Source organism: Novosphingobium aquae (assembly GCF_037572715.1).
Lineage (GTDB): Bacteria > Pseudomonadota > Alphaproteobacteria > Sphingomonadales > Sphingomonadaceae > Novosphingobium > Novosphingobium aquae.
The window spans coordinates 1-25,282 of sequence record NZ_JBBHJY010000009.1; the positions used below are offsets into that span (position 1 = coordinate 1).

Below are 25,282 nucleotides of genomic sequence, written 5' to 3' on the forward strand. Positions count from 1 at the left end.
CCCTAGATACCCCTGCTATGATCGTCGGCCCGGACCTGATCCGGGCCTAGGCTTTTCTATCAGCGGTTGAGAAAGAAGCCTGACCCCGGATCAGGTCCGGGGTGACGCGGAATTTGTTGAAGAGACTAGTTCCTCGCTCAATGCCCAAAGCCGTGCACCATTCGCCGGGTCGTGAGCCGTCGGATTGGGCACGCGCGGTGCGCAGCGGTGATAGTAACCGCCGTTGTCGATCGACTCCGCCGGCTGCGAATTGAGCCACAGGAGGGTCTCGGCGCCCTGCTCCGGCGCGATCTTTTCCATCGCATCGGTATGCACGCGCGTCGTCTCTGGAACGTGGGCGAAGAAGTTCGAAGCGACGGTGCCCGGATGGAATGAAAAGGCCAGCAGCCCCTCCCCGCCATAGCGCCGCGCCAGTTCCGCGGCGAAGATCACGTTCGCCAGCTTGCCCGAGCAATAGGACGCGCCGGGCGACTGCTTCAGTGAGTCCTGCAGGTCGTCCCAGTTTAGCCCGGGGATCATCTCGCTGCCGTCGCTGCTGGTGTTGATCACGCGCGGCTGCGGCGCAGCCAGCAGCAAAGGCAGCAGGCGTGTGGTCAGCACAAAGGGGCCGAGGTGGTTGCCCGCGAAGCACTCTTCCAATCCCTCGGCAGTCACCTTTGGCTCAGGGATCATTCCGCCGGCATTGTTGGCCAGCGAATCGATGCGGTCTGTCAGCATCGCAATCTCGTCCGCCAGCCGCGCAGCATCGGCCATCAACGACAGGTCGCCGCGCAGCATGGTGACATCACCGCCGGGAGCTGCCTCACGCAGTTCGGCCTCCGCCGCCGCGCATCGCTCGGCATTGCGCCCCACGCCAATCACGCGCCAGCCTTCACGGGCCAGGGCCTTTGCGGCGGCAAGGCCTACCCCGGCGCTGGCTCCGGTGATGACGGCGGTTTGAACCACGCTCTCAGCTCACCACCCGCCCGCCGTTCACACCGATGGTCTGGCCGTTCACATAGCCCGAATCCTCGTGGCACAGCCAGGCGCAGGCATTGGCAATGTCATTGGGTTCACCCATGCGGCGCACCGGAATCGCCTGAAGCAACATCTCGGTCGGGATCTGGAACTTGTCGCGGTTGGCCTCGGACATGATCGTGCCCATCACCGATCCCGGCGGGATATTGTTCACCGTGATGCCAAGCGGCCCAAGCTCCTGCGCCATCGAGCGGGTCAGCGTGATGACTGCGCCTTTCGAGCTGGAATAGGTACACATGCCGACCGCCCCGGTCTGCCCGCTTGACGAGGAAATATTGACGATGCGGCCCCAGCCCTTCGCCTTCATGTCGCCGAGCACTTCCTGCGCGACGATGATCTGGCCGAGCACATTGATCTTGTAGACCACTTCCCAGCGCGCCTCGGTGATCTCCTCGAAGGGCACGAAATCGGTGACGCCGGCATTGTTGACGAGGATGGTGATCGGCCCGAACTTTTCGCGCAGCTTGGCGACCGCCGCCTTGACCTGCACGCGGTCGGAAATGTCGGCACCCAGCGCAATCGCCTCGCCGCCCGCAGCCTCGATCGCTGCGACCGTATCGGCGCAGAGGTCCGCCGTCAGGTCGAGCACGCCGATGGCCACGCCGTCCCGTGCCAGCCGCTTGGCGCAGGCCGCGCCGATGCCTGCCTGTCCGCCCGTTACCAGTGCTACCTTGTTTGCCATTGCGTGATCCTCCCAATCAGAAAGGGCGACGCTATGCCGGGGCCCGGCCGAAAGAAAGGACATCGCGCGGCATATCGTGGAGGCGGATCAGGCCTTGATTAGCTCGTAATCGCCCGAGGCATCGACCAGCGCCGACCAGCCCGGATAGACGACGATGGTGGTGAAGGTCTCCTCGATGATCGCGGGCGCCGGGACGGTGTGACCGGGGGCGAGATCGCTGCCGAGATAGACCGGCACATCGCCGAAGCCTTGCCCCAAGTTGGCGCGCCGGGTCCTGGCGGCGACCGGGGCGCTTGCTGCGCTGGCCGAGCCGCCCCTTGCCGAAGGGCTTGGCGTTGCGACATGGCTGGCGAGGCGGACGCCGGTGACTTCCGGCACTTCGTGGTCACGGATGTGGTTGTATTCCGCCATGTGCCGCGCGTTGAAGGCGGCGATGGCGCGCTCGCCCAGCGCCTCGTCGACGAAGCTCAGGTCTCCCAGCGCGCCTTCGGGGGCGATGTCGAAAGTGAGCGAGAAGTTCTGCCCCGGGTAGCGCATGTTGATGCGGTAGTTTGCCTTGACCTGTTCGCGGGTAAACCCGGCCCCGGTGAAATAGCGCTCCGCGCGGGCATCAAGCTCGCTCCACAGGCTGCGCAGTTTGGCAAGATCGAGCACATTGGCCGGGGCGATCAGCGAGCGTTCCTCGTCGATCGCCGGATCGGCGACCAGCGTGCCGAGCGCGGAGAAAGTCGGCGATGCCTTGGGCACCAGCACACGGGTGATGCCAAGGTCCTCGGCCTGGATCGCGGCGAAGGCCGGGCCGTTGCCGCCATAGGCCAGCATGACGAGGTCCTTGGGATCAATGCCCTTGCCCGCCGTCGTGCGGCGCACGCCCTGGCTCATGCTGGCATTGACCACGCGCCAGCAGTCAAAGGCGGCTTGCTCAGGATCACCGTGGCCCATCTGATCGGCGATGGCCAGGAACGCCTCGGCAACACCTGCCTTGGTCAGCGTGAAGCTGCCGCCGGCGAACCCCTCGTCGGTCGAGAGAATGCCGAGCATGACCAGCGCGTCGGTCACCGTCGGTTCGCTGCCGCCGCGTCCATAGGCCATCGGCCCCGGCTCCGACCCGGCCGAGCGCGGACCGACCTGCAGCGCGCCGGCGTGAACGTGGCAGATCGAACCGCCGCCTGCCCCCAGCGTCTCCACCTTCACCATCGGCACGCCGATCAGGTAGCGGTGGTGCATGTTCCAGCCCGCCTCGGCCGGTGCCTCGCCATCGATGACGAGGCTCATGTCATAGGAGGTGCCGCCCATATCTACGCAAAGCAGGTTCGGGCAGCCCTTGGCGCGGCCGGCGTGGGCCGAACCGATCACCCCGCCCGCCGGGCCGGAGGCGAGCACGCGGATCGGCGAGCCTTCGATATAGTCGACGCTCATCACCCCGCCTGATGCCTGCATGACCATCAGCTGGCCGGGATAGCCGCCGTCCTTCAAGCGCGTGACCAGCCGGTCGAGGTAATGCCGCACGCGCGGCGCGACGAAGGCGTTGACCACGGTGGTGCTGGTGCGGTCATATTCCGGCGCGCGCGGCAGGACTTCGTGGCTGAGCGAGACAGAGACGCCGGACAGTTCCTCGGCGGCGATCTCGGCAATGCGCTTTTCGTGGGCGTTGTTTACATGGGCAAAGAGCAGCGACACGGCGAGCGATTCCACGCCCTGCTTCTTCAGCTGGCGGCAGGCATGGCGGACGCTGTCTTCGTCGAGCGGCTTGTGCACCGTGCCATCGTGCAGCACGCGCTCGCTCACCGTGAGGCGGCGGCGGCGCGGGGTGATCTGCTTTGGCGGGGCAAGGCGGACATCCCAGATGTCTTCCTTGTACCCGCGCCGGTATTCGATCTCGTCGCGGAAACCTTCGGTGGTGATCAGCCCAGTCAGCGCGCCGTTCATTTCGATAAGCGTGTTATCGGCAACGGTGGTGCCGTGGACGATGGCATTGCACTTTGCGAGGAAGTCGCCGAGCGACAGCCCTTCCTTGCCCGCAAGCGTTTCCAGCCCCTGCATCACGCCCAACGAGCGGTCCTCAGGCGTCGAGAGGTTCTTGTGGAGGACGACCGCGCCCTCCTTCAACATGGCGAAATCGGTGAATGTGCCGCCGATGTCGATGCCGATGCGATAGGTCATGCGGCGCACTCCAATCCAACCGATCCTTCAATGTCATCCTGAACTTGTTTCAGGATCCATTTCTCCCCACGATCGGAGCGCGATTTGGCACACTTGCTGGCTGCGTGTGCGCCTGGCCGGATGGCACTGTGCTTGAGGCCCGATGGATCCTGAAACAAGTTCAGGATGACGGGTTTGGTCCTGGGGAAGGATACTGCATTCCTCATGCCGCCATCTCCGCCCGCAGGGCCGCAGTCGCCCCATGGTCCACTTCGATCGTGTAATCCCCAAGGCTGCCGGTCAGCACCACGCCGTACCTGGCCCGCGCGGCTTCGATGCTGACATATTCGTCGAGCACGTCTTCCTTCACCGCCTCCGGATCGCGCAACAACGCCGGGCCAAAGCCTGCGCCGCCGCCGTGCTGGTAGGCGATCACCGCGTCCGCCGGCAGCTGCGCCTGAGCCGTCCGCTCGATCTTGTATTGACCCGGCGAACCCCATTCGAAATGGTTGGTATAGGGGATCGCATCATCACCGCCGCACATGCCGCGCAGCGGGTGGTCGGCGCTGACCATCCACGCCATGGCCATGGTCGGGCCGAGCACCTGCTTGACGTTGAGACTTCCCGGCGAACCGCGCCACTGGCCTGCGCCGCCGCCATCGGTGGTCATTTCGCGGCTGATATTGAGGATCGGGAAGCGCGCCTCGGCGTCCTCCGCTTCGGATAGCAACAAGTTGCCAAGGCTGACCGGGCACGAGCCCCAGCCATCGATCCCCTGCACCGCCGACGAGTCCATCGAACGGCAATCGACGCCCTGATCCATCCACATGCCCTGTTCGTTGAAGCCGATCACCGCGTTGGGCATGCCGATCTTGTAAAGCTGCGGCTGGGCGCGCTCGGGCACGACGGCCGACAGGGCGAGGCACACCGCCTCGGTTATCTCGCAGGCCGGGTGGAAGGAGCCGAGCGCGGCGGGTTTGTTCGGCGGCGGCTGGGCAATGCAGCCTTCGGGGATGACGATATCGACCGCGTCGAAGCAGCCCTCGTTCTTGACGATCGTCGGATCGACCATCGCCACCACCTGCGTCATCACATAGCTGCGCGAATTGGCAAAGGTGTTCCACACGCCGACCAGATCCTGCCGGTCATCGGTGCCAGTAAGGTCGACCGTCAGGCTGTCCCCCGCGACGGTGCAGGTTACGTGGACCTTCACGTCCTTGGTGCCCATCGTATCGGCATCGATCAGCACGGTGGCTTCATAGGCACCGTCAGGCCAGCCGGCGAATTCGGCGCGCATACGGCGCTGGGTGTGCGCGATCGAATGGTTGATCGCCGCCTTGATTGTCTCACCGCCATGCCGCGCGATCAGCGCTTCGAGCCGCTTTACTCCCTGCTGCACGCCGCCGATCATCGCCGCGAGATCGCCGGCGATGGTGGCGAAGCGGTTGTTGCGCACGACCATGTCGAACACGTCCTTGCGGCGCTGGCCCCGGTGGACCAGCTTGACGCAAGGGAACTGCACGCCTTCGGTGAACACGTCAGTTGCCTCGAGCGTGAAGCCGCCCGGGTCCTTGCCGCCGGTATCGCCCTGGTGGGCCTGGAGCGAGATGAACAGGATAAGCTCACCCTCGGGCGAATAGACCGGCGCATAGACGCAGTAATCGGGCAAGTGGCCGCCGCCGTGATCGGGATCGTTCGACAGCAGCACATCGCCCGGGCCGATGTCGTAGTCCTCCATGTTCATCAGCGCCCAGCGCACCATCATCTGGTTGACGAAGGTCAGCTGCGGAGTGCCAATCGCGCCCATCGCCAGCCGTCCGTGGGCATCGACGATCGCCGCGTTGCGCTCGTTCGACGAATTGATGATCGGCGATGACGCCGCCCGGCCCAGATGGGTCGCGCTTTCAAAGCACACGGTTTCAAAGGCCCCGCGAATGATGTCGGCGGTGACCGGATCGATCTCGGCAGTCGTCGGCAGGGGCGCGCGCCGGGCGGCGAGTTTGCGATTCAGTTCGAAGGACATTGTACGCCTTCCCTCTCCAGTATTTCCGAAGGGGTTAGGCGGGCAGGCAGGTTGGGCGCTCTACAAAGAGCGCGGGTTCATATGCAGCAGGCGAAAGGGATCAGCTCAAAACCTGCTTGAGCCCGTCGACGACATATTGCGCGGCCAGCGCCGCCAGCAACACGCCGAGCAGACGGGTGATCACCGCCTCCACGTGCTTGCCCAGCAGCTTCATCAGCGGCGCGGCAGCGATCAGTGCGAAGAGCGTCAGCAGGACCACGGCGAGCATGGCCCCAAGGATCACCAGCGTCTGCTCCGTCCCTTCGGCGCGGGCGGTGAGCAGCATGATCGTGGCGATCGATCCGGGACCGGCGATCATCGGCATGGCCATCGGGAAGACCGAGACGTCCTCCACCTCGGGCGTGCCACGCAGATCCTCGGCGCGTTTTTCGCGCCGTTCGGTGCGCTTTTCGAAGACCATGTCCATCGCGATGAAGAACAGCATGATGCCGCCAGCAATGCGGAACGAGTTGAGCTCGATATGCAGCGCGCCGAGCAATTGTTCGCCGAACAGCGCAAAGACGAGCAGGATGATCGCCGCGATCAGGCAGGCCCGCATGGCCATCGAGATCGCCTGCTTGCGGCTCGCGCCCGAGGACAGGCCGGCATAGATCGGCGCGCAGCCCGGCGGGTCGATGACCACGAACAGCGTGACGAAGGCCGAGAGGAAGAGGTCGATCAGCACTACTTCGCCGGAGCCTCGACCGATTCAATCACCACCGGGCTTTCAGCGCCGTCCTTCTTCCACGAGACGGAAAGGTTGCGTGCGCCATCGGGCTCAACCGTCACGTCCCACCACAGCGTGCCATCGAGCGACTTGCCCGAACGCTTCGCCGGATCGAGCGGCTTGAGGTCCTTGGCCTTGACGTCCTCGAACCGGGGTGGCGGACCTGACGGACGCTTGCCCCGGTCCGGGCAGTCGGCGATCTGGCCGGAGAGCATTTCAGGTGCCAGCAAGGGCTCCTTCAGCTCGTCGCCATGATCGAGCACCCACTTGTATTTGCCGTTTTTCTGCCGCTGCCAGATTGTGGTGAAATAGCCGGTGGTATCCTTGGCACCCTGCCACGCGCCGTGGCTGACCATCAGCGATCCGTCGCAGCTCGACCAGACGATGTGCGGTTGCCATTTCACCGATTCCGGCGGATTGGCACGGCCTTTCAGCCACTGCTGGGCGTAGACCATCTGCGGCACGAACATCACCGCGTCGGCGGTCGCGTTGGCGGCAAATGCTGTCCATTGGCCCTTTTCCTGTGCCAGCTGGGCAAAACCAACTTCAGCGGCAATTACAGCCGAAGGGTTGGCGTAAGAATTGCGCATGGCGCGCGCATCGCGCTTGTCCTGCGCGCCGGCACTTGCGGCGAGCGCCAGCAGGACAAGACCAAGCAGGGCCTTCTTCACAGCGTCGACTCGTCGAATGCGACGCCGGCATTGCGGTGCGCGGCAACCAGCGTGTTGCGCAGCAGAACGGCGATGGTCATGGGGCCTACTCCTCCGGGAACCGGCGTAATGGCGCCAGCCACCTGAACTGCCGATGCATAGTCCACATCGCCGACCAGCTTGCCCTTGGGCGAGGTTTCGCTCGGCGGCAGGCGGTTGATGCCGACATCGATCACGGTCGCACCGGGCTTGATCCAGTCACCCTTGACCATTTCGGCGCGGCCAACGGCGGCGACAATGATATCTGCGCGGCGCACCACATCGGGCAGGTCCTTGGTGCGGCTGTGGGCAATCGTCACCGTGCAGCTTTCCGCCAGCAACAGCGCCGCCATCGGCTTGCCGACGATGTTCGACCGCCCGATCACCACGGCATCGAGACCGCAGAGCGAGCCGAGCTTGTCCTTGAGCAGCATCAGGCAGCCCAGCGGCGTGCACGGCACGAAGCCCGGCAAGCCGACCGAGAGCCGGCCCGAATTGATGATGTGGAAGCCATCGACATCCTTGTCGGGGCTTATCGCCGAGATCACTTCCTGTTCGTTGATGTGCGCGGGCAGAGGTAGCTGGACAAGGATGCCGTCAACTGCCGGATCGGCATTTAGGCGCTCGACCAGATCGAGCAGCGCGCCTTCATCGGTGTTTTCGTCCAGCTTGTGCTCGAACGAGTTCATCCCGCATTCCACGGTCTGCTTGCCCTTGCTGCGGACATAGACCTGGCTCGCCGGGTCCTCGCCCACCAGCACCACGGCAAGGCCGGCCTTGCGCCCAGCATGAACCTCGAACTGGGCGGCGGCCACGGCGATGCGGGCGCGCAGGTCTTCGGCGAAGGCCTTGCCATCAATCACGGAAGCGCCCTGTGTCACAGGTAATTGCCCGCGTAGCGGATGAGCGCGTTGCGGATCAGTTCAAGCACCAAGAGCAGGACCAGCGGCGAGAAATCCATGCCCCCGGTGTTTGGCAGCAGCTTGCGGATCGGATTGAGGATCGGATCAAGCAGTCGGTTGATGCCTTGGTACAAGTTGAGCAGAAACGTGTTCGATCCGCTGATCACGTTGAACGAGAACAGCAGGCTGAGCACTACCATGACGATGATCAGCACTTGGAGAATCTGGCTGAGCATGTTGAACGCATCGAAGAAAATTCCGAAGATCACCGGCACCGGCAGCCCCCTCCATTTGGTGTAAATCTGCGCGCGTGATAGCGGCAGGCCGCGCCCGTGTCACCCGCGCACTACACTGGTCCGTTGAATTAGGACGCGCCCTCGGCTGGACGGAGTTCCGACATCTCGACATGCCAGAGCCGGTCTTCCGGCGTCGATCCCGGAACCTCGTTGCTGCGGCGCAGGCCGATCCTGCCGGTTTCGACCACGCGTCCGCCATCACGGATTACGATCGGGGCGATATAGACCAGCGATCCAGCAGCGCCTTCGATGCGCGATTCGTCGAAATGAAGCGACAGCGCGCGGTACTTGCCGAAATGCGCGCGCAAGGTGCCGGGGCTGGTTTCGGGAAAGTTGCCCCATGCGGCATCGGCGGCTTCCCAGTCATGCGCGCCAAGGGCGGCGCCGTAATAGGCAAGCACGCGCGCCGGATCTTCGACCTGCGACAGCGCGGCACGATCGAGAACAACCTTTTGCCGGCCCGGTTCGCTGGGGGCGGGAGCCGGCGAGCGATCACAGCCGGACAGCGGGACCAGCGCGGCGAGCGCGGCAGACAGAGACAAAACTTTCCGGGCATCCATGGCAGCGATACGCGCGAAGCCCGCGCGTGTTCCCGGCTTGCCAAAATCAGGCGCGGATCAGCGTGCCCGCGCCCTTTTCGGTGAACATTTCAAGCAGCATCGCATGGCTCACCCGGCCATCGAGAACGACGGCAGCCTCGCACCCGGCCTCGACCGCGTGGACGCAGGTTTCGAGCTTGGGGATCATGCCGCCGGTGATCGTGCCGTCCGCCTGAAGCCCGGCAATGTCCGCCGGGGTCAGGTCGGTGAGCAGGTTGCCTGCCTTGTCGAGCACGCCGTGGACGTCGGTCAGCAGGAACAGCCGCGCCGCGCCGAGCGCACCGGCAATTGCGCCGGCCATGGTATCGGCATTGACGTTATAGGTCTCGCCATCGTCGCCCACCGCGATCGGGGCGATCACCGGGATCATGCCGGCGGCGCAGATGGCATCAATGATCGTGGTATCGATCTTGGTCGGTTCCCCTACAAAGCCGAGGTCGACGACGCGCTCGATCTGGCTGTCGGGATCGCGCGCGGTGCGCTGCGCCTTGGCCGCGGTGACGAGGCCGCCGTCCTTGCCCGAAATGCCCACGGCCTTGCCGCCAGCCCCGGCAAGCCAGCCGACGATCTGCTTGTTGATCGCGCCCGACAGCACCATCTCGGCAATGTCGGCGGTTTCCTTGTCGGTCACGCGCAGGCCGTTGATGCGCTGGCTCTCGACGCCGAGCTTCTTGAGCATGGCATCGATCTGCGGACCACCGCCGTGGACCACCACCGGATTGATACCCACCGCGCGCAGCAGGACCACGTCCTGCGCAAAGTCATGCGCCAGTTCGGGGTCGCCCATCGCGTGGCCGCCATACTTCACCACGAAGGTCCGGCCTTCGTAACGGCGCAGGTAAGGCAGCGCCTCGACGAGGGTTTCAGCCTTGGTCAGCATTGCGGGATCGTGCGGATTTGCCATGGCGCGCGCATTAACTCCTTTTTACGCTGCGTCCACCCGCTTTGCCAGCTTCACCGCGGCCCAGATGATAAGCGGCACCAGCACGGCGGAGAGCACGACCTTGGCGATCATCTGCCCCACCATCAGATTGAGGATCGGCCGTTCGCCATAGAACGAGACCGAGATGAAGATCAGCGTATCGACGATCTGCGACAGCGCGGCGGCAATGAACCCGCGCAAACCAGCGCCCCCGGCCGACCCGCGCAACCGGTCGAATATCCAGATATTGAGCGTGACCGAAATGCCGTAAGCGAGGATTCCCGCCGCCATCATCCGCCACGACTGGCCAAGGATGATCGGGAAGGCCTCTTTCGCCGGCGGATACATATCCGGGTCGGTCGGCAGCGTGAGCACGAACAGGCTAAGCAGGATCGCGCCGACCAACGGGGCAAAGCCGAAGCGCACAAAGCGGTCGGCCATCGCCTTGCCATGCATCTGCGCCACCGCGCTGGAAATACCGACAAGGGTGAGGAACGGGAAAATACCCGCCTCCACCGCCAGCGGGCCGATGGACACCTGCTTGGCGCCCAGCACCCCGGCGATGGTCACCATGCCCCCATAGAAGAGGGCGAGGAAGAGGAGCGACAGCGGAAGGGCGCGCGGGTTCGTTTCGGTCATGGCAACAAGGTCTAGCGAGGATGCGGCGACTGGGGAAGGGTTTGCCACTGGGGCTATCCACCGGGGATTGCGCGCGTTAGTCTCATGCGAAACCGAAAGTGGCGGGGAGCCGAATTCGCATGAATATCGTCAAGAGTCTGGCCGGCATGGCCCTGATCCTGCTGATTGCCTACCTGCTCTCGTCCAACCGCAAGGCGATCAAGCTCCGCGTGGTCGGTGCCGCCTTTGCGCTCCAGGCCGGTTTCGCCGCACTGGTGCTGGCCACGCCATGGGGCCGCGCGGTAATCGGTGCGATGTCGAACGGGGTGAGCAACCTGCTCGGCTATGCGCAAGCCGGGATCGACTTCCTGTTCGGCAACCTCGCCAAGCCCGAACTCGGCGGATACAGCTTCGCGATCTCGGCGCTGCCGGTCATCATCTTCTTCGCCGCGATCGTCTCGATCCTTTATTACATCGGCCTGATGCAGCTGATCGTGAAGTGGCTGGGCGGCGCGATCCAGTGGATTACCGGCATTTCCAAGGTGGAATCGCTCGCCTCTGCCGCCAACATCTTCGTCGGCCAGAGCGAGGCCCCGCTGGTGGTACGCCCCTACCTCGCCGACCTCAGGCCCGCACAGATCTTCACGATCATGTCGGTCGGCATGGCCGGCGTCGCGGGCACGATCCTGCTCGCCTATGCCGCGATGTTCGGTGACCAGAAGAACTTCTACCTACCCTACCTGCTCGCCGCGAGCTTCATGTCAGCGCCAGGCGGCATCCTCATGGCCAAGATCATCATGCCCGACGAAGAGGGCGAACTGGGCAAGGATCCCGAACTGGAAGGCGAAGTGACCTTCGGTGAGGAAAAGCCCGCCAATATCATCATGGCCGCTGCCGAAGGTGCGCAGACCGGCGTGAAGCTGGCCGTCGCGGTCGGCGCGATGGTGCTCGCTTTCGTGGCGCTAGTGGCGCTGGCCAATGGTATCCTTGGCGGTATCGGGGGCTGGATTGGCCGGCCCGACCTCTCGTTCCAGCTGATCCTCGGCACGATCTTCGCCCCGGTGTTCTGGCTGCTCGGCGCGCCTGACTGGGCGGAATCGCTGCGCGCTGGCGGATTTTTCGGCACCAAAGTGGTGCTCAACGAATTCGTCAGCTTCATCGAACTGGGCAAGACCGCCGACCTGACCGACCAGACCAAGGCGATCGTCACTTTTGCCCTCTGTGGCTTCGCCAATTTCAGCTCGATCGCGATCCAGATGGCGGTGACCGGCGGCCTCGCGCCCAACCAGCGCCCGGTGATTGCGCGGCTGGGCATGAAGGCCTTGGCGGCGGGCAGCCTGTCCAATCTGATGAGCGCGGCGCTGGCCGGTCTGTTCCTCAGCCTATTGTGACCTGTTCCTCAGCCTGCTGTAACTCGCAGATTTGCGGGGCTGATCACTCCGATTTGGCGGTAAACCACGGATAAGCGCGGATGGCGCGGCGCGCCGTTTGGGCGCTGTTGCGCTGGGCTATGGCCCTTGCAACCCTGGCCGCTGCCCTCTTCGCTCTTTGCACCGATGGCCCCCGCAACAGCTGCGTCGTCGATGGCGACACCTTCTGGCTGGCCGGCGAGAAGATCCGCATCGCCGATATCAATGCCCCCGAAACCCACGGCGCGCGCTGCGCCGACGAGCGCCAGCGCGGCGACAAAGCCACGATGCGACTGGCGGAGCTGCTCAATTCCGGCCGTTTCGAACTGGTCGGCGGCGCCCGCACACACGATCGCTATGGCCGCCGTCTCGTCACCGTCATGCGCGGGGGCAGATCGCTTGGCCTGACGCTCGTCAATGAAGGGCTTGCCGAAACCTGGAAAGGGCGCCGCTCGGAATGGTGGTACCTATGGGGCCTCCCCCTCCGGTTGATGCTGCGTGCGGAAATCGGAGGGGGAGGCAACGCGGAGGGAGGGCAATCCTTCCGCGCGGGGAAGCTGGGTCAGCTGGGCGGGCGATAGGCGCGGCGCTTGCCGACGCAGGCTGGATCGCTGGGATCCCCGGCCATCAGGACCATCCCGGGTTGGGCTTGGCGAACTGCCTCGACTTGCGCCGGACAGGTGCCGCCAAGCCCCCGCGCCGCGACCATGCCAACCAGCGCCAGCGCCACGAAGGCTCCGGTAACGGCAAGGTCACGGCGACGGGAACGCCCGGATAGGGAAAACAGGGAAAGAGAAGCTGGGGACTGCACAGACCCAAATTCACCGCCGTGGGTTAGCATGGAGTTCAAAGGCGCGGTGAGCGCGAATGGTTTCCCGCGTTAAGCCTGTTTGTTCGGCATGCGCCGCGCAGATGTCACAATCCCAGACCAGGCGTAATGCCGTGATGGAAGGAGCCGCCCCCCCCCCTGAAACGCGCACCTGCAAAACGCCGGCCGTCCGACATCGCGCTGCTCTCGCTGAACTGTGATGGTGACCAGATCGCATCATCGCCCGCAGCGGGGCCAGCCTTACCCGGTCGATACCGCCGGCGCCATCAACACCCGGGAACGCGATCGCTGACCTGGCATAAGGTCAAGGCGAACCTGCCTTCGGATTCGCTCATGGCCCTCCAGCGTCCATGCAGGAGGCCCCCTCAATCATGGACAATCTCAAGCAATAACGCCACAATTCGCAGATGCTGCGCCATTGCACTCATGCAAAGTCAACCTAGCCGTTGACAGGTGCCCCCGCACCCCGCTATCGGCCCGCTCCTACCCAGCGTAGTGCACTTCAGCACTGCGCCCGTGCCCAGATGGCGGAATTGGTAGACGCACCAGCTTCAGGTGCTGGCGCTCGCAAGGGCGTGGAGGTTCGAGTCCTCTTCTGGGCACCATAACTTTTTCCAAAGCATTGAAAACTAACGATTTCCCTTCGGGGTCCGATTATTTTCCACCTTTCTATCCACCTTTGAGCGTGCGCTTTTATGCGGCATCATGGTACGATATGGGGAGATGAAACTCTCCAACATCCTCGCATTCATCCTGATCGTACTGCCACTAATGGCCTGGCATGTCTGGAAGGAGAGGCATAAAACATAGGCGATTAGCTCAGCGGCAGAGCGGCGGACTTGTACTCCGACGATGCCAGGTTCGATTCCTGGATTGCCTACCTCGCGCAGTTACAGCAGCGATGCATAATTAATAAACCATCGCAGTGGCGAGCCGCACCCTTCCGCCTTAGGGCGGTTTTGTGTATCTAAGCCCCACCTAGGTTTCCAACCCTGGGGTCATTGCGCAACGACTCCGCTTCGGAGTGTTGTTGCGATGAAATTGCTCTCAAAAAAAGAGGTGACCCAGAAGGTACTTTATTCGCCAGCCCACATTGCCAGGCTTGAAGCTGATGGACGTTTTCCCAAACGGGTTGTTCTCGGTCCGAGCCGTGTAGGGTGGTTGGAGAGTGAGATAGACGACTGGATTGCTTCGATGGTAGCAAAACGGGACAGCTCCGGGTAACACCGGAGTAGGAGGGCGGTGTAACATTCGTGTTGCATCGCCCTTTGCTTTGTACTACCAACCTTATCCCCCCCGCCAACATTGAGGTACATCCATGTCATCCGTCCTTGAGAAAATCCGTGAGCTTGATGCTCAAAAAGCACAGCTCCTTTCCGAAGCAAAGAAGGAAGCAATGGCGGCAGCACACAAGGCCATTGCTTCCCTCGCTGAGCTTGGCTTCAATTATTCCCTGGTACAAGGTGAGGGGAGCGGCTCAATCTCACGTGCGCCGCGTATGCCTGGCACCCGTCGCAGCGGTGTCCGCGAGGAAGTCCTAGCAGTGATTGAAGCCAACCCGTCCGGTCTTGGCCGCGCTGCTATCCTCAAAGAAATGGGCGCAGAAGATAAGGCCAGCCAGCAATCAATCAGCAATGCACTAGCGGCATTGAAGAAGGTAGGTACTGTTACCGCAGACGGTGGCTTGTACAAAGCCAGGTAGCTACTAAATAACTACTAGTACCAAATGGGCGGGGAGCAATCCTCGCCCTTTTTATTACGCCACAATCCACGGAACGTGACTAGGTGCATGACTATGTATTGTTCCTAGCAAGGGCGGTATGGAAGAAACCTCACAATACCGCCTCACTGTTCACTATTCCGCAAACTGTTCGCATGGCTGACCGCCATGACCCCCCTAGAGATTTCCCTCTCTTCGACTTCACGTCCGTTCGCTCCGTTCTTTCAACTCTAGGGGGGTCATGGCGCTGGCGCGCTCAGACGAACAGTTTGCGGACTATACCCTTCCTGTGCTGGCGCACCGGACAGATTCCACGTTACATGTTACAATTCACGGTACATGTATAAATGCAGCCGATGCAAAGGATTCTTTGCGAAAGAAGACGTTACTAGAACAGGTGTGAATAAGCACAAGCCGGAATATCTGTATTACAACTGTAGAAAATGCAACACTGAGAAAATGCAAAAATACCGTGCCACTAACAATGGACGCTTGAACACAAACAATGCCGCCTACGCCTCATTTGCAAGAAACAAATATCAAGTTCGCGCCCGAGCAATCCTAAATCGTGCTGTAAAGTCCAGATTAGTTATTAAACCCGCGACCTGCTCTCATTCACATTGCACTGAAACGAAAATTGAAGGCCACCACCCAGACTACACGAAACCCCTCAATGTTATTTGGTTGTGCCGTACCCATCACTCACAAATCCATCGAACTGTGTAGTAAAATTACAGGTAGGCTGTTCCTTGACGAGAGGACGGCATCGCTACGGCACCCGTTGCACCGCTCGGCGCTCTACCGTACTGAGCACCGTTCTCTCCTCATGGCGCATTCATACATTCTGGGTCAATCAGGTGTCGGCAAATCGACTTTACTGAAACAACACATCATCACCGCTATCGCTAAAGGACACGGTGTCTTTTACCTTGATCCCCACGGACACGATACCGACGAGCTACTTCACTACATCCCCAAAGCCCGCCGCAATGACGTGATACTTTTCGACCCTTCCCGAGAAGAAGTTGTGGCTTTTAATCCTCTCGAAGACATCACCAACGTACCGCTCGCTGTTTCGATTTTGCTCGACACAATCAAAGATGCCTGGGGGTACGGCGATATGCCAACCCCGACGATGGACATGTACCTCTATTTCTCGCTGTCGGTCCTAGCTGAAACTAAAGAGACATTGGTGCAGCTTCCGAGACTTCTAACGGACAGAGCTTACCGGACAGGCCTAACGGACATCATAAAAGACGACGTAGTACGGGACTTCTGGAATGTCTTTGATGGCATGACGGGGAAGGAGCAACGCGCCGAGATATCGTCAACGCTCAATAAGGCTCTTATGCTGATAGCCGACCCTAGAGTGCGCCGTGCGCTTGGCTATCAGAAATCATCCTTCACCTGTGGCGACGTGGTAACTGGAAAAATCTTCCTCGCTAGGCTTCCTCAAGGACAACTTTCTAAAGGACGGGTGGCGCTGCTTGGCTCTGTCCTTTTGTCCTTAATGCACCAGGCGTGTCTCTCCCGTGACGGAGCGGTCCCCTTTGAGTTCTTCCTGGACGAGTGCCACCTACTCGCTCCCTCAGTGGTCAAGGAGATGCTTTCAGGCGTGCGAAAGTTCAACGTCCACCTCACCCTAGCTCACCAGTACATCGACCAGCTCGACAAGGACTACTTCTCAGCGGTCCTAGGCAACTGCCAGAGCCTCACCGTTTTCCGTACCTCTATGGACGATGCAAAGCGCCTAGAGGACCGTTTTGGGGTCAATCAGATGTCTATCAGCTTCCAAGAGCTTGCGCCGTTCACCGCCCGCCAGTTCCCTTTCAGCTCCCGCACCCCAACCCTACACGTTGCGCCATTCGACAAAGCTCCCTACCCTCGCAGTCTGAGGGATATCGAAGAGCATCACCGGCGCTCGCTTTGGCGGTAGCTGTGGCATTGTCTTCACCGTGGAGTGGGGGATTGGATGGAATACGTGTTAACTGGCCTACTTACCGTCGCGGTAGCTGTGACAAATTTTATTTGTTCCATTCTGGTCCTCCAAGTCAGCATTAAGGACCGCCACTCTCTAGGTATAGCTATCAGTGCCAGTAGCATTATTATTCTCATCGGCGGGATGGTAATCGCTGGACCTGGTAGCAACAGCGCCAATACATCATGGCAGGTGATAATGGGCATAGCTCTCGGCCTGTCCTGTTTTCCGACTGTTTCGGTAGGTATGGAGTGGTGGGAAAAAGGGAAGGCAAAGCCCGAGCCGGAAGTGGTCCCCGAACCTGTCAAAGAACCCGAGCCGGAACCCGAACCAACACCGGAAGAACCCGCCTTTCATATCAAGCCGGAGCTACGGACTGAGCACGTCATGGTGGTCGCTGGCAGCGGTGGAGGGAAGACGCAACTTTTCCAAAATCTACTCCTGCATGACATCGCCCACGAATGCACTGTGATCGTGATAGACAGCCAAGGGCAGCTTATCGACAACCTCTTGCAGGTGGTCGCTGCTAAAGACCTGGTCCACCTCACCCCTACCGATAAAAACTACCCTCTAGCGCTCAACCTCTTTTCCAAGGGCATGGATAGCTCGCTCTATGAGTACATTTTCAATTCTTCTGGCGAAACCCTCACCCCAAAAATGGCGACAGTATACCGCTATGTGTCCCGTCTGGTATCTGTCATTCCAGGCGCTACACTCGACACTATGCGGCAGATACTCGAAGAGAATGGCGCTCAGAAATACCAGGAATATTTCCCTCAGCTCCCCCCTATCGCCCGCTCATTTTTTGAAACAGAGTTTAATGACAAACGGGCCTACGGCGAAACTAAGTCGGGTGTCCTCAGACGGCTTTACTCACTGCTAGAGAATGACGCCTTCGCTGCCATGTTCACCTCACCGGAAAACAAGCTCAATTTAGAGCGTGAGATATACGGCCAGAAGATTATCCTCATTGATACCGCCAAGCGCATGATGAAGGGCGAAACCTTCCGCATCTTTGGTCGCTTCTTTATCGCTCAGATTGCCCGCGCCATCTTTAACCGTGACAAGCCATATCCTCACCCCGTCTACATCTACATTGACGAGTTCGCGGACTATGTGACCGAGGAGGACATGATAATTGAGCTATTTACTCAGGCACGTAAGTTCAACGTAGGGATGACGGTAGCTTTTCAGTTCCTGGCGCAGCTACCTGATAAGGCATTGCGAGCGGTCCTCACCAATACTGCTACCAAGGTAGTGGGGAATGTATCAGCCGCCGACCGTCGCACAATGGCGAACGAAATAGGCATCAACCAGGAGGCGCTCAACAACGTACCGAAAGGCCGCTTCCTCTTCGCTAGCAATGGCCTCGGTACGCAGTGGTGGGATGTACCGCTAGGGAAGCTGGAGAGGCTAGGGAAGCGGTCCAGTGACGAGCTGGAGGTGATACGTGACCGAATGCGGAAGGCGTACTCGTATCAGCCAAGCGCAGAAACGACGGAAGCATCAGCGGTCCAAGGATCAGATCCCTTCGCTGACTTTGAAGAATGACCGCCTCATGGCAACCATATTGGACAGAAGCACAAAATACCGCCCGTCCTATATCGGCTTAAATCTCAATGCTATGCTTATAGCATGGAACGAAAATCTCGATACAAGCGCCCGGCGACCCCGAAGAAGCTCACTAGGTGTGACACCACTCTGGACGCTGTTCAGGCTATCTGGGAACATAAGTACCTACGCAGCGCCCTCATGCCGGGATTGCTCCCTTCTCGCAGCGCTAAAGGCCTGGAGCACACCAGGACACTCCTTCATGCGGGCTGGTTCGTCACTAAGCCCGCAGAGACACAGGGCGATCAATTCGCAGACGACTGGCACACCCTGGACACTCTTGGACTGGACTATCTCAAGGAGCACCGTGGTCTCTCACCCCGAGCCGTCAAATTCTACCGGCCCCGTGGCGACTATCGCGGCGATTTCTACCACAACCTTGGCGTAACCGAGGCAATAGCGAACATTCGCGCCGGGCTACACCAGGAAGAGGCCAGCTTTATCCCCCAGGAGCAGATCGAGTGGGATTTCGGCAAGTACGATGAGTTGCCTATCGCCTTCCCCGCTAAGACCTCAGCCGTCCTCAAGAATGGCCCTGTGTCCTGGGAAGGTCATATCCAACCGGATGCTGTCTTCGGTGTTGAGTACCCAGGCGGCGGGAAGAACTATTTTGCGCTTGAGTACCAGCGAGCCGGTCCAGTGCGGACCAACGTGCTCAAGGGTGTGTCGTCAATGCTCAAGAAGTACCTAGCCTACGCCGACGCTCATACAAGCAAGACGTTTAAATCTGAGTGGGGCATCACAGGCCAGAAAACGCCCCTGTACGTGCTTTTCGTGTTCACAACGGAGATTGACTACCGAGCCTCTCTAAAACTCTGTAGCGAGCTATTTCCGAACGGAGCACCGATGTTCTTTCACGCTCATATTGCTCCGACACGGAAGACGCCTGGTGGCTTCACCAAGCCTGCCTATCCGTTCCCTGAGATTGCGACGATGAAGTGGGAGCGCGTGGGGTGTGGTCCGAAAGCTATCTATGAAAAAGACCCCACCGAAGTGGGGCCGTAGTTACTGTGCCGAGATGAATGTCTCAGCCTTTTGGAGAAGGGCGGCTGCATTCAGCAGCTCGTCATGATTGAAGCTGTTGCCAGCTTCCCATTCACCTGCACTGTTTTTGTACGATCGCTCCAGCGTCACATTGTAGAACGACTTGCCGCCATCCACGTCGTTCTTCCAGACATTGGCAGTAACGAAGCCAATGCGGAACTTCTTGATAGGTGCATTACCGGACATGGTTTGTCTCCTTTGCTTGTCCACTACCAGCATACCACGACCTTGAGTGGTACAATGACGCTAGGTGTTCATTGAGAGGAGTAGCTGTGATGCATGACTTCCAGCAGATTAAGAAAGACTACCCCATCGCCCAAGTGGCAGAGCTTCTAGGGCTTACGCTGAAGAAAGCTGGCAATACGTTTCGCTGCCAATGCCCCAGCGGCGAAGGCAACGAACGCGGAATGGTGATTACACCAGACAAGGGTATTTTCTACTCATTTCCGAAGCAAAAAGGAGGCGATGTTTTGTCCCTGGTCAGCTTCGTCAAAGGATGCTCACTGACAGAGGCCGCGAGTTGGCTAGTCGGTGACACAAAGCCCGAGAAGAAGCGGGATAAACCCGACGAAGTGCGCGAAAGTAGCGCAAAAACGGAGACAGCCCAACCCGAGGAACGTGGTTTCCGCGAGTTGGACTATCTTCAACCTGAGCACGATGCGGTTTGCGCTATAGGTTTCGACACTGATGACGCGAAACGCATCGGAGTAGGGTACAGCCCAAGAGGTGTACTCAGGGGCACAGTCGCTATACCAGTAAGGGATAGGTCAGGCAAGCTTTTAGGGTACGTAGGCGCTAGAGACGTGGTTCTGCCGTCCTCTTGGCACTTTTAACAATGGGGAGGCTTCGGTCTCCCCTTTTTTTATAATAAAGTTCCCCTACTCATAGCTCCTCTTAGTGTTTCATGGATTGCTACTGCGCCAAATCCCGACCGTTTCCACTGCTAAAAATATGTGATTGATAGCGAGTCCCAGCAACGGAAAGGAATGGGACAATGTTTGAACAACCCAGCACCCACAAGCGCGACCGCCTCCAGCGCAACGCAGAACGTCGCGAAGGCTTCAAGCGTGATCTTAAGGAGCTTGGCCGCGCCTACGTGAAGGAAGGGAAGAAGTTCCTCGGCCTCTGATACCTCTAAGTAATGTGAGAAATACCCCGCCATTGTGCGGGGTATTTTTTTGTCAAGATTATTTTGCCTACCTCATAGTACTCCCCTGCCGCTCACTCTGACCATCTCAGCTCATACCAACAGGTGACACCAGTAAACGAATCGCTATGGTGACCTGGCTGGATCAAGCCCCAGCGTATTAGCTACATAAACACAAAGAAAGGTATGAAAAACACAACACAAGAGAAGAGCAAAGTCCTTAGTCTGGCTGAGAAGCGGAAGCTCGAAAGTCTGATTCTTCAGGACATCGAAGAGGCTGAACGCGCTTTTAACCGTGATGCAAGCAACCAACGCGCTGAGCTTATCAAGCGACTTGAAGCGAAACCACCGGCTGATGTTAGTGAGCAATTCACCAACTACCAAAAAAGCCAGAAGACCGCGTCATTAGCTGAAGAGAAAATGGCTGAGCTAGGTTGGAAGCCTACAGGTTATGGTGACACAAAGCTGGTGATACAGACCTACGGCATTATTCCAAAGGAACTGGTCGAATTTGATGAAAAGGTGACTAATAACCAAGCTACATTAGCTTCGTATAAACGATCCTTTGCCATCAAACTTTTTGCAAACGGTGTAGAGGCAAGCAACCTATTCACTGAACTTGCGAAAGAAATTTCGAAGCTCGTCTCGAAATAGGGGCTTATGTGCAGCGAAAATGAGAACCCTCCACTCTTTGTGGCAGGAAAGCTACCAACCTATAAGGGGTACATAGTAGATTATCGTTGTAGACAGTTCAGGTCGCAACCGGAAGATCACGGATGGATAGACTTCATTGACTTCAGCAGTTTGCGCGGCGATGAGCTATTGACCGAGATGATACGGGAAGGCCTGGTGCCAGACGATATACTATCTTGGCTCTTTTAAGGTAACTGAGACCCTCGCGAAAGCGGGGGTTTCTTTTTGGTGGTATACTTTCGGTAGCAATTTTGCTCTTTGAAAGGAAGCTACCATGACGCTTGTTCTCCACGCTGGAGCCAACCCCATCGACCTGGATGGCCTTCGCGCACTCCAAACGCCGGAACCTACGGCAACTCACTTCCCTCTCGCTCACTTCGACCTGGTCAACATGGTCGTATATGCCCTCAACTACTTTGGGCATGAAGTGGTAAGCCAGGAGTTTGGCGTCACGCCGGACGGGATGAAAATGTACGGCCAACTTACGCTCAAAAGCGACTACGGCGATTATACAGATTTGGTCGGCCTCGCGAACAGCAACAACAAGACCGTTCCTGTGTCGCTGGGCTTCGGTTCCAACTGCTTTGTTTGCGACAACTCAGCTTTTGTGGCTGAGACCGTCGTTCGCAGGAAGCACACTGCCAATTCCAAAAGGCAGCTCCCTGGCATCATCGCTGAGATTATCGAACCGCTTAAACTTCAACGCCAGTCGCAGTTCAAACAGTTCGAGGCGTACAAGCACACATCCCTTACGGACGAGCAGGCCGATCACATCATCATGGAAATGTATCGGCGGGGGATTATCAACACCACCCGCATCCCCGAGGTGCTGGACCAATGGGAGAACCCCACATGCGACTACGGCCCGAAGACCGTCTATCGGCTGTTCAACGGCGCGACCTGGAGCCTCAAGCCCAAGGTCATGGAACAACCCAGGCTCACCCAAGAGCTACATCAGCTCATGGATGGTCTCGTGGAATATGACCCCAACCAACTTCTCCTACTTCCAGCAAACTAAACTCAGAGCCAGCACTTCGGTGTTGGCTCTTTTCTTTTTTAGAAATCTCGGCAAGACCAACTTTCCCCTCTCAAGGGACCATGACACTCAATCGGTCCGCCAGAAGGGGTCGAGGCACCTAGACGGTAGGGAAGGGCACACCACAACACCATCCGAGTAAACCTTATTTAGAGCCGTGGATTGCTGTGGGAGTGGTGTAACTGGAACATAGATGATATTATGTCTATATGATATATATATCATTTTGTTACTGCTCAAAGTGTAGGTCTTGGGACAAGCCTCTCATTCGGAATTCACGCATTCAGACTAGCTTAAGTTGTAGACAGCACTATTATTGTCGGGGGTGCACTAGAGAACGAATTAAGAGGTATTATGATAACAATAAGGAGCGAGTTCGCGCGATTATATACAAGTCTATAAAGAAGCATAACTCCAGGCATAATGCTCGCCAAAGAGTGCTTTATGCCGTAAAAATAGGTAAACTTAAAAAACCACTAATCTGCGATGTATGCAACGAAGAAACAAAAATCTTTGGTCATCACGCCGATTATTCAAAACCGCTTGAAGTTTGTTGGCTATGTATAGATTGTCACGCACGAGCTGATATCGCACGACGGGCCGCTTCGCCGAAGTAGTATAATATTTCTAGCCCTTACAATCTATAGGGCTTATAAGATGGAGATATAGTATTTTCACAGCCTCAGAGGGGCAGTGAGCGACCCGCACTCTGGTATCTACTAGGGTGCGTGGTTAGTATAATTCCCGTTATCCCCACTCCCCCGCGCAAGATATGCAAGCACATAGGCGTATACTATACTCATGCCACCCTATGACACTATCAATAACCACTCTGCCAATGCGCCACGAGTCAAGAGCCGCCTACGTCGCTAGGGTATGGTATGAGCGAGGTATCCAGTTGGGTCTCTATCTCTCAGACGTGCCATTTGATGATTTGAGGCCAGAGGTCAGAGTGGAGATTATAAGCGAGGCCCTTCGCTACACCAGAAGATCACGTCTCATGCCGCACAAGCGATATGACGGAAAAAGAGTAAGGTGGGTGTGGCTGGAGGATTAAATTTTTATGCCACCAACTAAGATAATTAAATGCGACGAATGCGAGCAAGACCTCACTGGAAAGATACAGGTTTATACAAAGGATGGGCGTGTGCTGTGTGAGAGGGATAATTGGAGAGAGGGCGAGAAGGAGGTTAAACGTGATACTATTTAAATATGTCAACAGCTAAGAAAGCTACAAAACCAAAGGCGGGGAAGCATCCAGGCGGGCGACCTACAAAGTACTCCGCAGATATTTTGAAGAAAACGTGGGAGTATATCGCGTCATGTACCGATGAGGAGTTTGAGTACCATAAAACGCAAGGGATTTCCTCAAACACCTTTGAGCGAAAGATACGGGTGAACATCCCGACGATGCAAGGGTTATCTCTACACCTTAAGGTAAACCTTGATACTCTCAATGAGTGGGCATTATTACACCACGAGTTTTCCGGTGCGATAGGGGAACTTAAGGCAGAGCAAGCCCGCCGCCTTATGAACAACGGCTTGAACGGCGACTATAGTCCACAAATGGCAAAGTTCTTACTCTCCGCAAACCACGGCATGAAAGAGCGTGTAGACGCGACAACAAACGACAAAGACCTGCCCGCCGCCGTTCAAGTGAATAATCTTAAAAACCTCACCGATGACGAACTCATCAAACTTACACAAGGAGATACAAGCGGAACTAGCACGTAGGGAACTAGCAAGGCGTAGCTACGGCCACTTTGCTCCTTATGTGTATGAAGACTACCTTGATAGTTGGCACCTTCGTGTGCTCTGTGAGGCCCTGGACCGTGTAGAGCGTGGCGAAATCCGCTTCTTGCTCATTGAGGCACCGCCCCGTCACTCCAAGAGTCTTAATGTCTCCCAGCTCTTTCCAGGCTACTTAGTAGGGAAAGACCCCGACCGCTCCGTCATTGTGTCGTCTTATTCGGGCGACCTAGCCGCAGACCACGGGCGCGAAACCCGTAACCTCATCAACTCTACCCAGTATCAGAACGTCTTTAAAACCCGCCTAGCCCCAGACAGTACCGCGAAATCCAAGTGGAACACCCAGAAGCACATTGAGGGTGAGGGCGGAGCAGAGGGCGAGTGGAAGAACGCCAAGGGTGCATATAACGCAGCCGGTGTTGGTGGCTCTATCACTGGTAAAGGTGCCGACTACTTCATCGTCGATGACAGCCTCAAGGACCGCAAGGAAGCTGAGAGTCAAGTGATCCGCGAAGGAGTGTGGTCCTGGTTCCGCTCAGTGGTCCGTACCCGCCTCACCCCAGAGGGCGCACTCGTAGTGATGGGAACGCGCTGGCATACTGATGACTTAGCTGGCCGTATTCTAGAGAATGACACTTGGCGCGACTATTTCGCGCCGCACAATGGCGAGAAGTGGGTGCGCTTGCACCTTATGGCGATAGCAGAGACAGCCGAGCCGCCTTTCCGTGAAGAAGGTGATGCCCTTTGGCCTACTCGCTACTCACTCACTGAGCTTGCCGACATTAAGAAGTCACTTGGACCGTATGAGTGGGAAGCCCTCTACCAGCAACGCCCTATCAGCTCTGAGACGCAAGAATTTAAGCCTGCCTGGTACAAGTATCGTACTCATACTGAGGTGGCAGCGCTTAAGCGAAAAAATCGCTACCTCACCCTAGACACCGCAGCATCAAAACGAGATAGCGCCGACTCCACAGGCCTTTGTGACAACCTGATTGACACAGAAAACTTTTGGAACCTTAAAGCCTGGAAGCTCAAAATTGCACCAGATCAGCTTATTGAGCTACTTTTCTCCCTCCATCTAGCTAACAAGTACGACAAAATCGGCATTGAAGAGGGTATGTATATGCTCGTCATCAAGCCTTTCTTAGACAAAGCCCAGCGGGAGCGAGGTATCTACCTCCCTATCGTACCGCTCAAACACAACAGTACGCAGAAAGAAGTGCGTGTGCGCGGTCTTATTCCACCATATGCCGCAGGCTCTATCTATCACATCGAAGGCGAGTGTACCGAGCTTGAGTTTGAGCAGTCCGCTTTTCCTCATGGAAAACATGACGACGTGGTGGACGCTGAGGCCTACCAACTCCAAATTGTCGGTAGTGGCGGTGGTGGTCTACTACTAGCCTAGTGTAT

Annotated in this window: 27 protein-coding genes and 2 tRNA genes; 16 read left to right on the forward strand and 13 right to left on the reverse strand. The window is 58.3% G+C overall.

Annotation, left to right across the window (positions count from 1 at the left end; genetic code table 11):
• Positions 1-90: 90 nt before the first annotated feature.
• From WG900_RS15905 to WG900_RS15955, 11 genes are all read right to left on the reverse strand, one after another.
• Entirely contained in the window at positions 91-945 is an 855-nt protein-coding gene (locus tag WG900_RS15905; RefSeq protein WP_339968628.1) for an SDR family NAD(P)-dependent oxidoreductase, read from the reverse strand.
• Between the two features lie 4 nt (positions 946-949).
• The gene (locus tag WG900_RS15910; RefSeq protein ID WP_339968630.1) at positions 950-1,699 is read right to left on the reverse strand and encodes an SDR family NAD(P)-dependent oxidoreductase; all 750 of its coding nucleotides are present in this window, start codon (positions 1,697-1,699) and stop codon (positions 950-952) included.
• 87 nt (positions 1,700-1,786) lie between these two features.
• Positions 1,787-3,862, reverse strand: coding sequence for a hydantoinase/oxoprolinase family protein (locus tag WG900_RS15915; protein ID WP_339968632.1), 2,076 nt, complete (start codon positions 3,860-3,862; stop codon positions 1,787-1,789).
• A gap of 202 nt (positions 3,863-4,064) precedes the next feature.
• Positions 4,065-5,864: a hydantoinase B/oxoprolinase family protein gene (locus tag WG900_RS15920; protein ID WP_339968634.1), complete on the reverse strand. Its 1,800-nt coding sequence runs from the start codon at positions 5,862-5,864 to the stop codon at positions 4,065-4,067.
• A 100-nt stretch (positions 5,865-5,964) separates the two neighbouring features.
• Complete coding sequence (locus tag WG900_RS15925) at positions 5,965-6,585, reverse strand: MarC family protein (RefSeq protein ID WP_339969023.1); 621 nt, start codon at positions 6,583-6,585, stop codon at positions 5,965-5,967.
• A gap of 2 nt (positions 6,586-6,587) precedes the next feature.
• The gene (locus tag WG900_RS15930; protein WP_339968637.1) at positions 6,588-7,301 is read right to left on the reverse strand and encodes a hypothetical protein; all 714 of its coding nucleotides are present in this window, start codon (positions 7,299-7,301) and stop codon (positions 6,588-6,590) included.
• Positions 7,298-8,200 (reverse strand): bifunctional methylenetetrahydrofolate dehydrogenase/methenyltetrahydrofolate cyclohydrolase FolD, encoded by a 903-nt coding sequence (gene folD, locus WG900_RS15935; protein ID WP_339968638.1) that lies wholly within the window; start codon positions 8,198-8,200, stop codon positions 7,298-7,300. Before folD ends, WG900_RS15930 begins: the two co-directional genes overlap by 4 nt.
• Positions 8,197-8,496: a YggT family protein gene (locus tag WG900_RS15940; protein ID WP_339968640.1), complete on the reverse strand. Its 300-nt coding sequence runs from the start codon at positions 8,494-8,496 to the stop codon at positions 8,197-8,199. Before WG900_RS15940 ends, folD begins: the two co-directional genes overlap by 4 nt.
• An 89-nt stretch (positions 8,497-8,585) precedes the next feature.
• A complete protein-coding gene (locus WG900_RS15945) occupies positions 8,586-9,077 on the reverse strand; it encodes a hypothetical protein (protein ID WP_339968642.1) in 492 nt (163 codons plus the stop codon).
• Positions 9,078-9,123: 46 nt separating this feature from the next.
• Positions 9,124-10,020, reverse strand: coding sequence for an acetylglutamate kinase (gene argB / locus WG900_RS15950; RefSeq protein ID WP_339968644.1), 897 nt, complete (start codon positions 10,018-10,020; stop codon positions 9,124-9,126).
• A 21-nt stretch (positions 10,021-10,041) separates the two neighbouring features.
• Positions 10,042-10,677, reverse strand: coding sequence for a queuosine precursor transporter (locus WG900_RS15955; RefSeq protein ID WP_339968646.1), 636 nt, complete (start codon positions 10,675-10,677; stop codon positions 10,042-10,044).
• 119 nt (positions 10,678-10,796) lie between these two features.
• Here WG900_RS15955 and WG900_RS15960 point away from each other — a divergent pair, with 119 nt between their 5' ends.
• Together WG900_RS15960 and WG900_RS15965 are read left to right on the forward strand one after the other, a co-directional pair.
• A complete protein-coding gene (locus WG900_RS15960; RefSeq protein ID WP_339968648.1) occupies positions 10,797-12,047 on the forward strand; it encodes a NupC/NupG family nucleoside CNT transporter in 1,251 nt (416 codons plus the stop codon).
• Positions 12,048-12,166: 119 nt separating this feature from the next.
• Positions 12,167-12,646 carry a thermonuclease family protein gene (locus WG900_RS15965; protein WP_339968650.1) on the forward strand — a complete coding sequence of 160 codons (480 nt, stop codon included), beginning with the start codon at positions 12,167-12,169 and terminating at the stop codon, positions 12,644-12,646.
• Here WG900_RS15965 and WG900_RS15970 read toward each other — a convergent pair.
• Positions 12,628-12,795: a hypothetical protein gene (locus tag WG900_RS15970; protein ID WP_339968652.1), complete on the reverse strand. Its 168-nt coding sequence runs from the start codon at positions 12,793-12,795 to the stop codon at positions 12,628-12,630. The genes WG900_RS15965 and WG900_RS15970 overlap by 19 nt on opposite strands.
• 617 nt (positions 12,796-13,412) lie before the next feature.
• On the opposite strand from WG900_RS15970, the gene WG900_RS15975 reads away from it, so the two are divergent.
• The 7 genes from WG900_RS15975 to WG900_RS16005 all read left to right on the forward strand — a co-directional run bounded on the left by WG900_RS15975 (position 13,413) and on the right by WG900_RS16005 (position 19,208).
• Positions 13,413-13,499: transfer RNA gene (locus tag WG900_RS15975), tRNA-Leu, on the forward strand.
• Positions 13,500-13,702: 203 nt separating this feature from the next.
• Positions 13,703-13,774 (forward strand) — tRNA-Thr (locus WG900_RS15980).
• Positions 13,775-13,929: 155 nt separating this feature from the next.
• Entirely contained in the window at positions 13,930-14,118 is a 189-nt protein-coding gene (locus WG900_RS15985; RefSeq protein WP_339968653.1) for a helix-turn-helix transcriptional regulator, read from the forward strand.
• Positions 14,119-14,212: 94 nt separating this feature from the next.
• Positions 14,213-14,596 carry a hypothetical protein gene (locus WG900_RS15990; RefSeq protein ID WP_339968655.1) on the forward strand — a complete coding sequence of 128 codons (384 nt, stop codon included), beginning with the start codon at positions 14,213-14,215 and terminating at the stop codon, positions 14,594-14,596.
• 799 nt (positions 14,597-15,395) lie between these two features.
• A complete protein-coding gene (locus WG900_RS15995; protein ID WP_339968657.1) occupies positions 15,396-16,550 on the forward strand; it encodes a type IV secretory system conjugative DNA transfer family protein in 1,155 nt (384 codons plus the stop codon).
• Between the two features lie 36 nt (positions 16,551-16,586).
• The gene (locus tag WG900_RS16000; RefSeq protein WP_339968659.1) at positions 16,587-18,143 is read left to right on the forward strand and encodes a type IV secretory system conjugative DNA transfer family protein; all 1,557 of its coding nucleotides are present in this window, start codon (positions 16,587-16,589) and stop codon (positions 18,141-18,143) included.
• 201 nt (positions 18,144-18,344) lie between these two features.
• Positions 18,345-19,208 (forward strand): hypothetical protein, encoded by an 864-nt coding sequence (locus tag WG900_RS16005; protein WP_339968661.1) that lies wholly within the window; start codon positions 18,345-18,347, stop codon positions 19,206-19,208.
• On the opposite strand, the gene WG900_RS16010 is transcribed toward WG900_RS16005, so the two are convergent.
• The gene (locus WG900_RS16010) at positions 19,209-19,433 is read right to left on the reverse strand and encodes a hypothetical protein (protein ID WP_339968663.1); all 225 of its coding nucleotides are present in this window, start codon (positions 19,431-19,433) and stop codon (positions 19,209-19,211) included.
• A gap of 89 nt (positions 19,434-19,522) precedes the next feature.
• On the opposite strand from WG900_RS16010, the gene WG900_RS16015 reads away from it, so the two are divergent.
• From WG900_RS16015 to WG900_RS16040, 7 genes are all read left to right on the forward strand, one after another.
• On the forward strand, positions 19,523-20,080 hold the full coding sequence (locus WG900_RS16015) for a CHC2 zinc finger domain-containing protein (protein ID WP_339968665.1): 558 nt from the start codon (positions 19,523-19,525) through the stop codon (positions 20,078-20,080).
• Positions 20,081-20,241: 161 nt separating this feature from the next.
• Positions 20,242-20,376: a hypothetical protein gene (locus WG900_RS16020; RefSeq protein WP_339968667.1), complete on the forward strand. Its 135-nt coding sequence runs from the start codon at positions 20,242-20,244 to the stop codon at positions 20,374-20,376.
• Between the two features lie 204 nt (positions 20,377-20,580).
• Positions 20,581-21,048, forward strand: coding sequence for a hypothetical protein (locus tag WG900_RS16025; protein ID WP_339968669.1), 468 nt, complete (start codon positions 20,581-20,583; stop codon positions 21,046-21,048).
• A gap of 313 nt (positions 21,049-21,361) precedes the next feature.
• Positions 21,362-22,105 (forward strand): hypothetical protein, encoded by a 744-nt coding sequence (locus WG900_RS16030; protein WP_339968671.1) that lies wholly within the window; start codon positions 21,362-21,364, stop codon positions 22,103-22,105.
• A gap of 1,081 nt (positions 22,106-23,186) precedes the next feature.
• Positions 23,187-23,333, forward strand: a complete 147-nt coding sequence (locus tag WG900_RS20240; protein WP_417598204.1) for an LIM domain-containing protein — start codon at positions 23,187-23,189, stop codon at positions 23,331-23,333.
• Positions 23,334-23,335: 2 nt separating this feature from the next.
• Positions 23,336-23,857 (forward strand): terminase small subunit, encoded by a 522-nt coding sequence (locus WG900_RS16035; RefSeq protein WP_339968673.1) that lies wholly within the window; start codon positions 23,336-23,338, stop codon positions 23,855-23,857.
• A gap of 40 nt (positions 23,858-23,897) precedes the next feature.
• Positions 23,898-25,277 (forward strand): terminase large subunit domain-containing protein, encoded by a 1,380-nt coding sequence (locus tag WG900_RS16040; RefSeq protein WP_339968675.1) that lies wholly within the window; start codon positions 23,898-23,900, stop codon positions 25,275-25,277.
• Positions 25,278-25,282 lie beyond the last annotated feature (5 nt).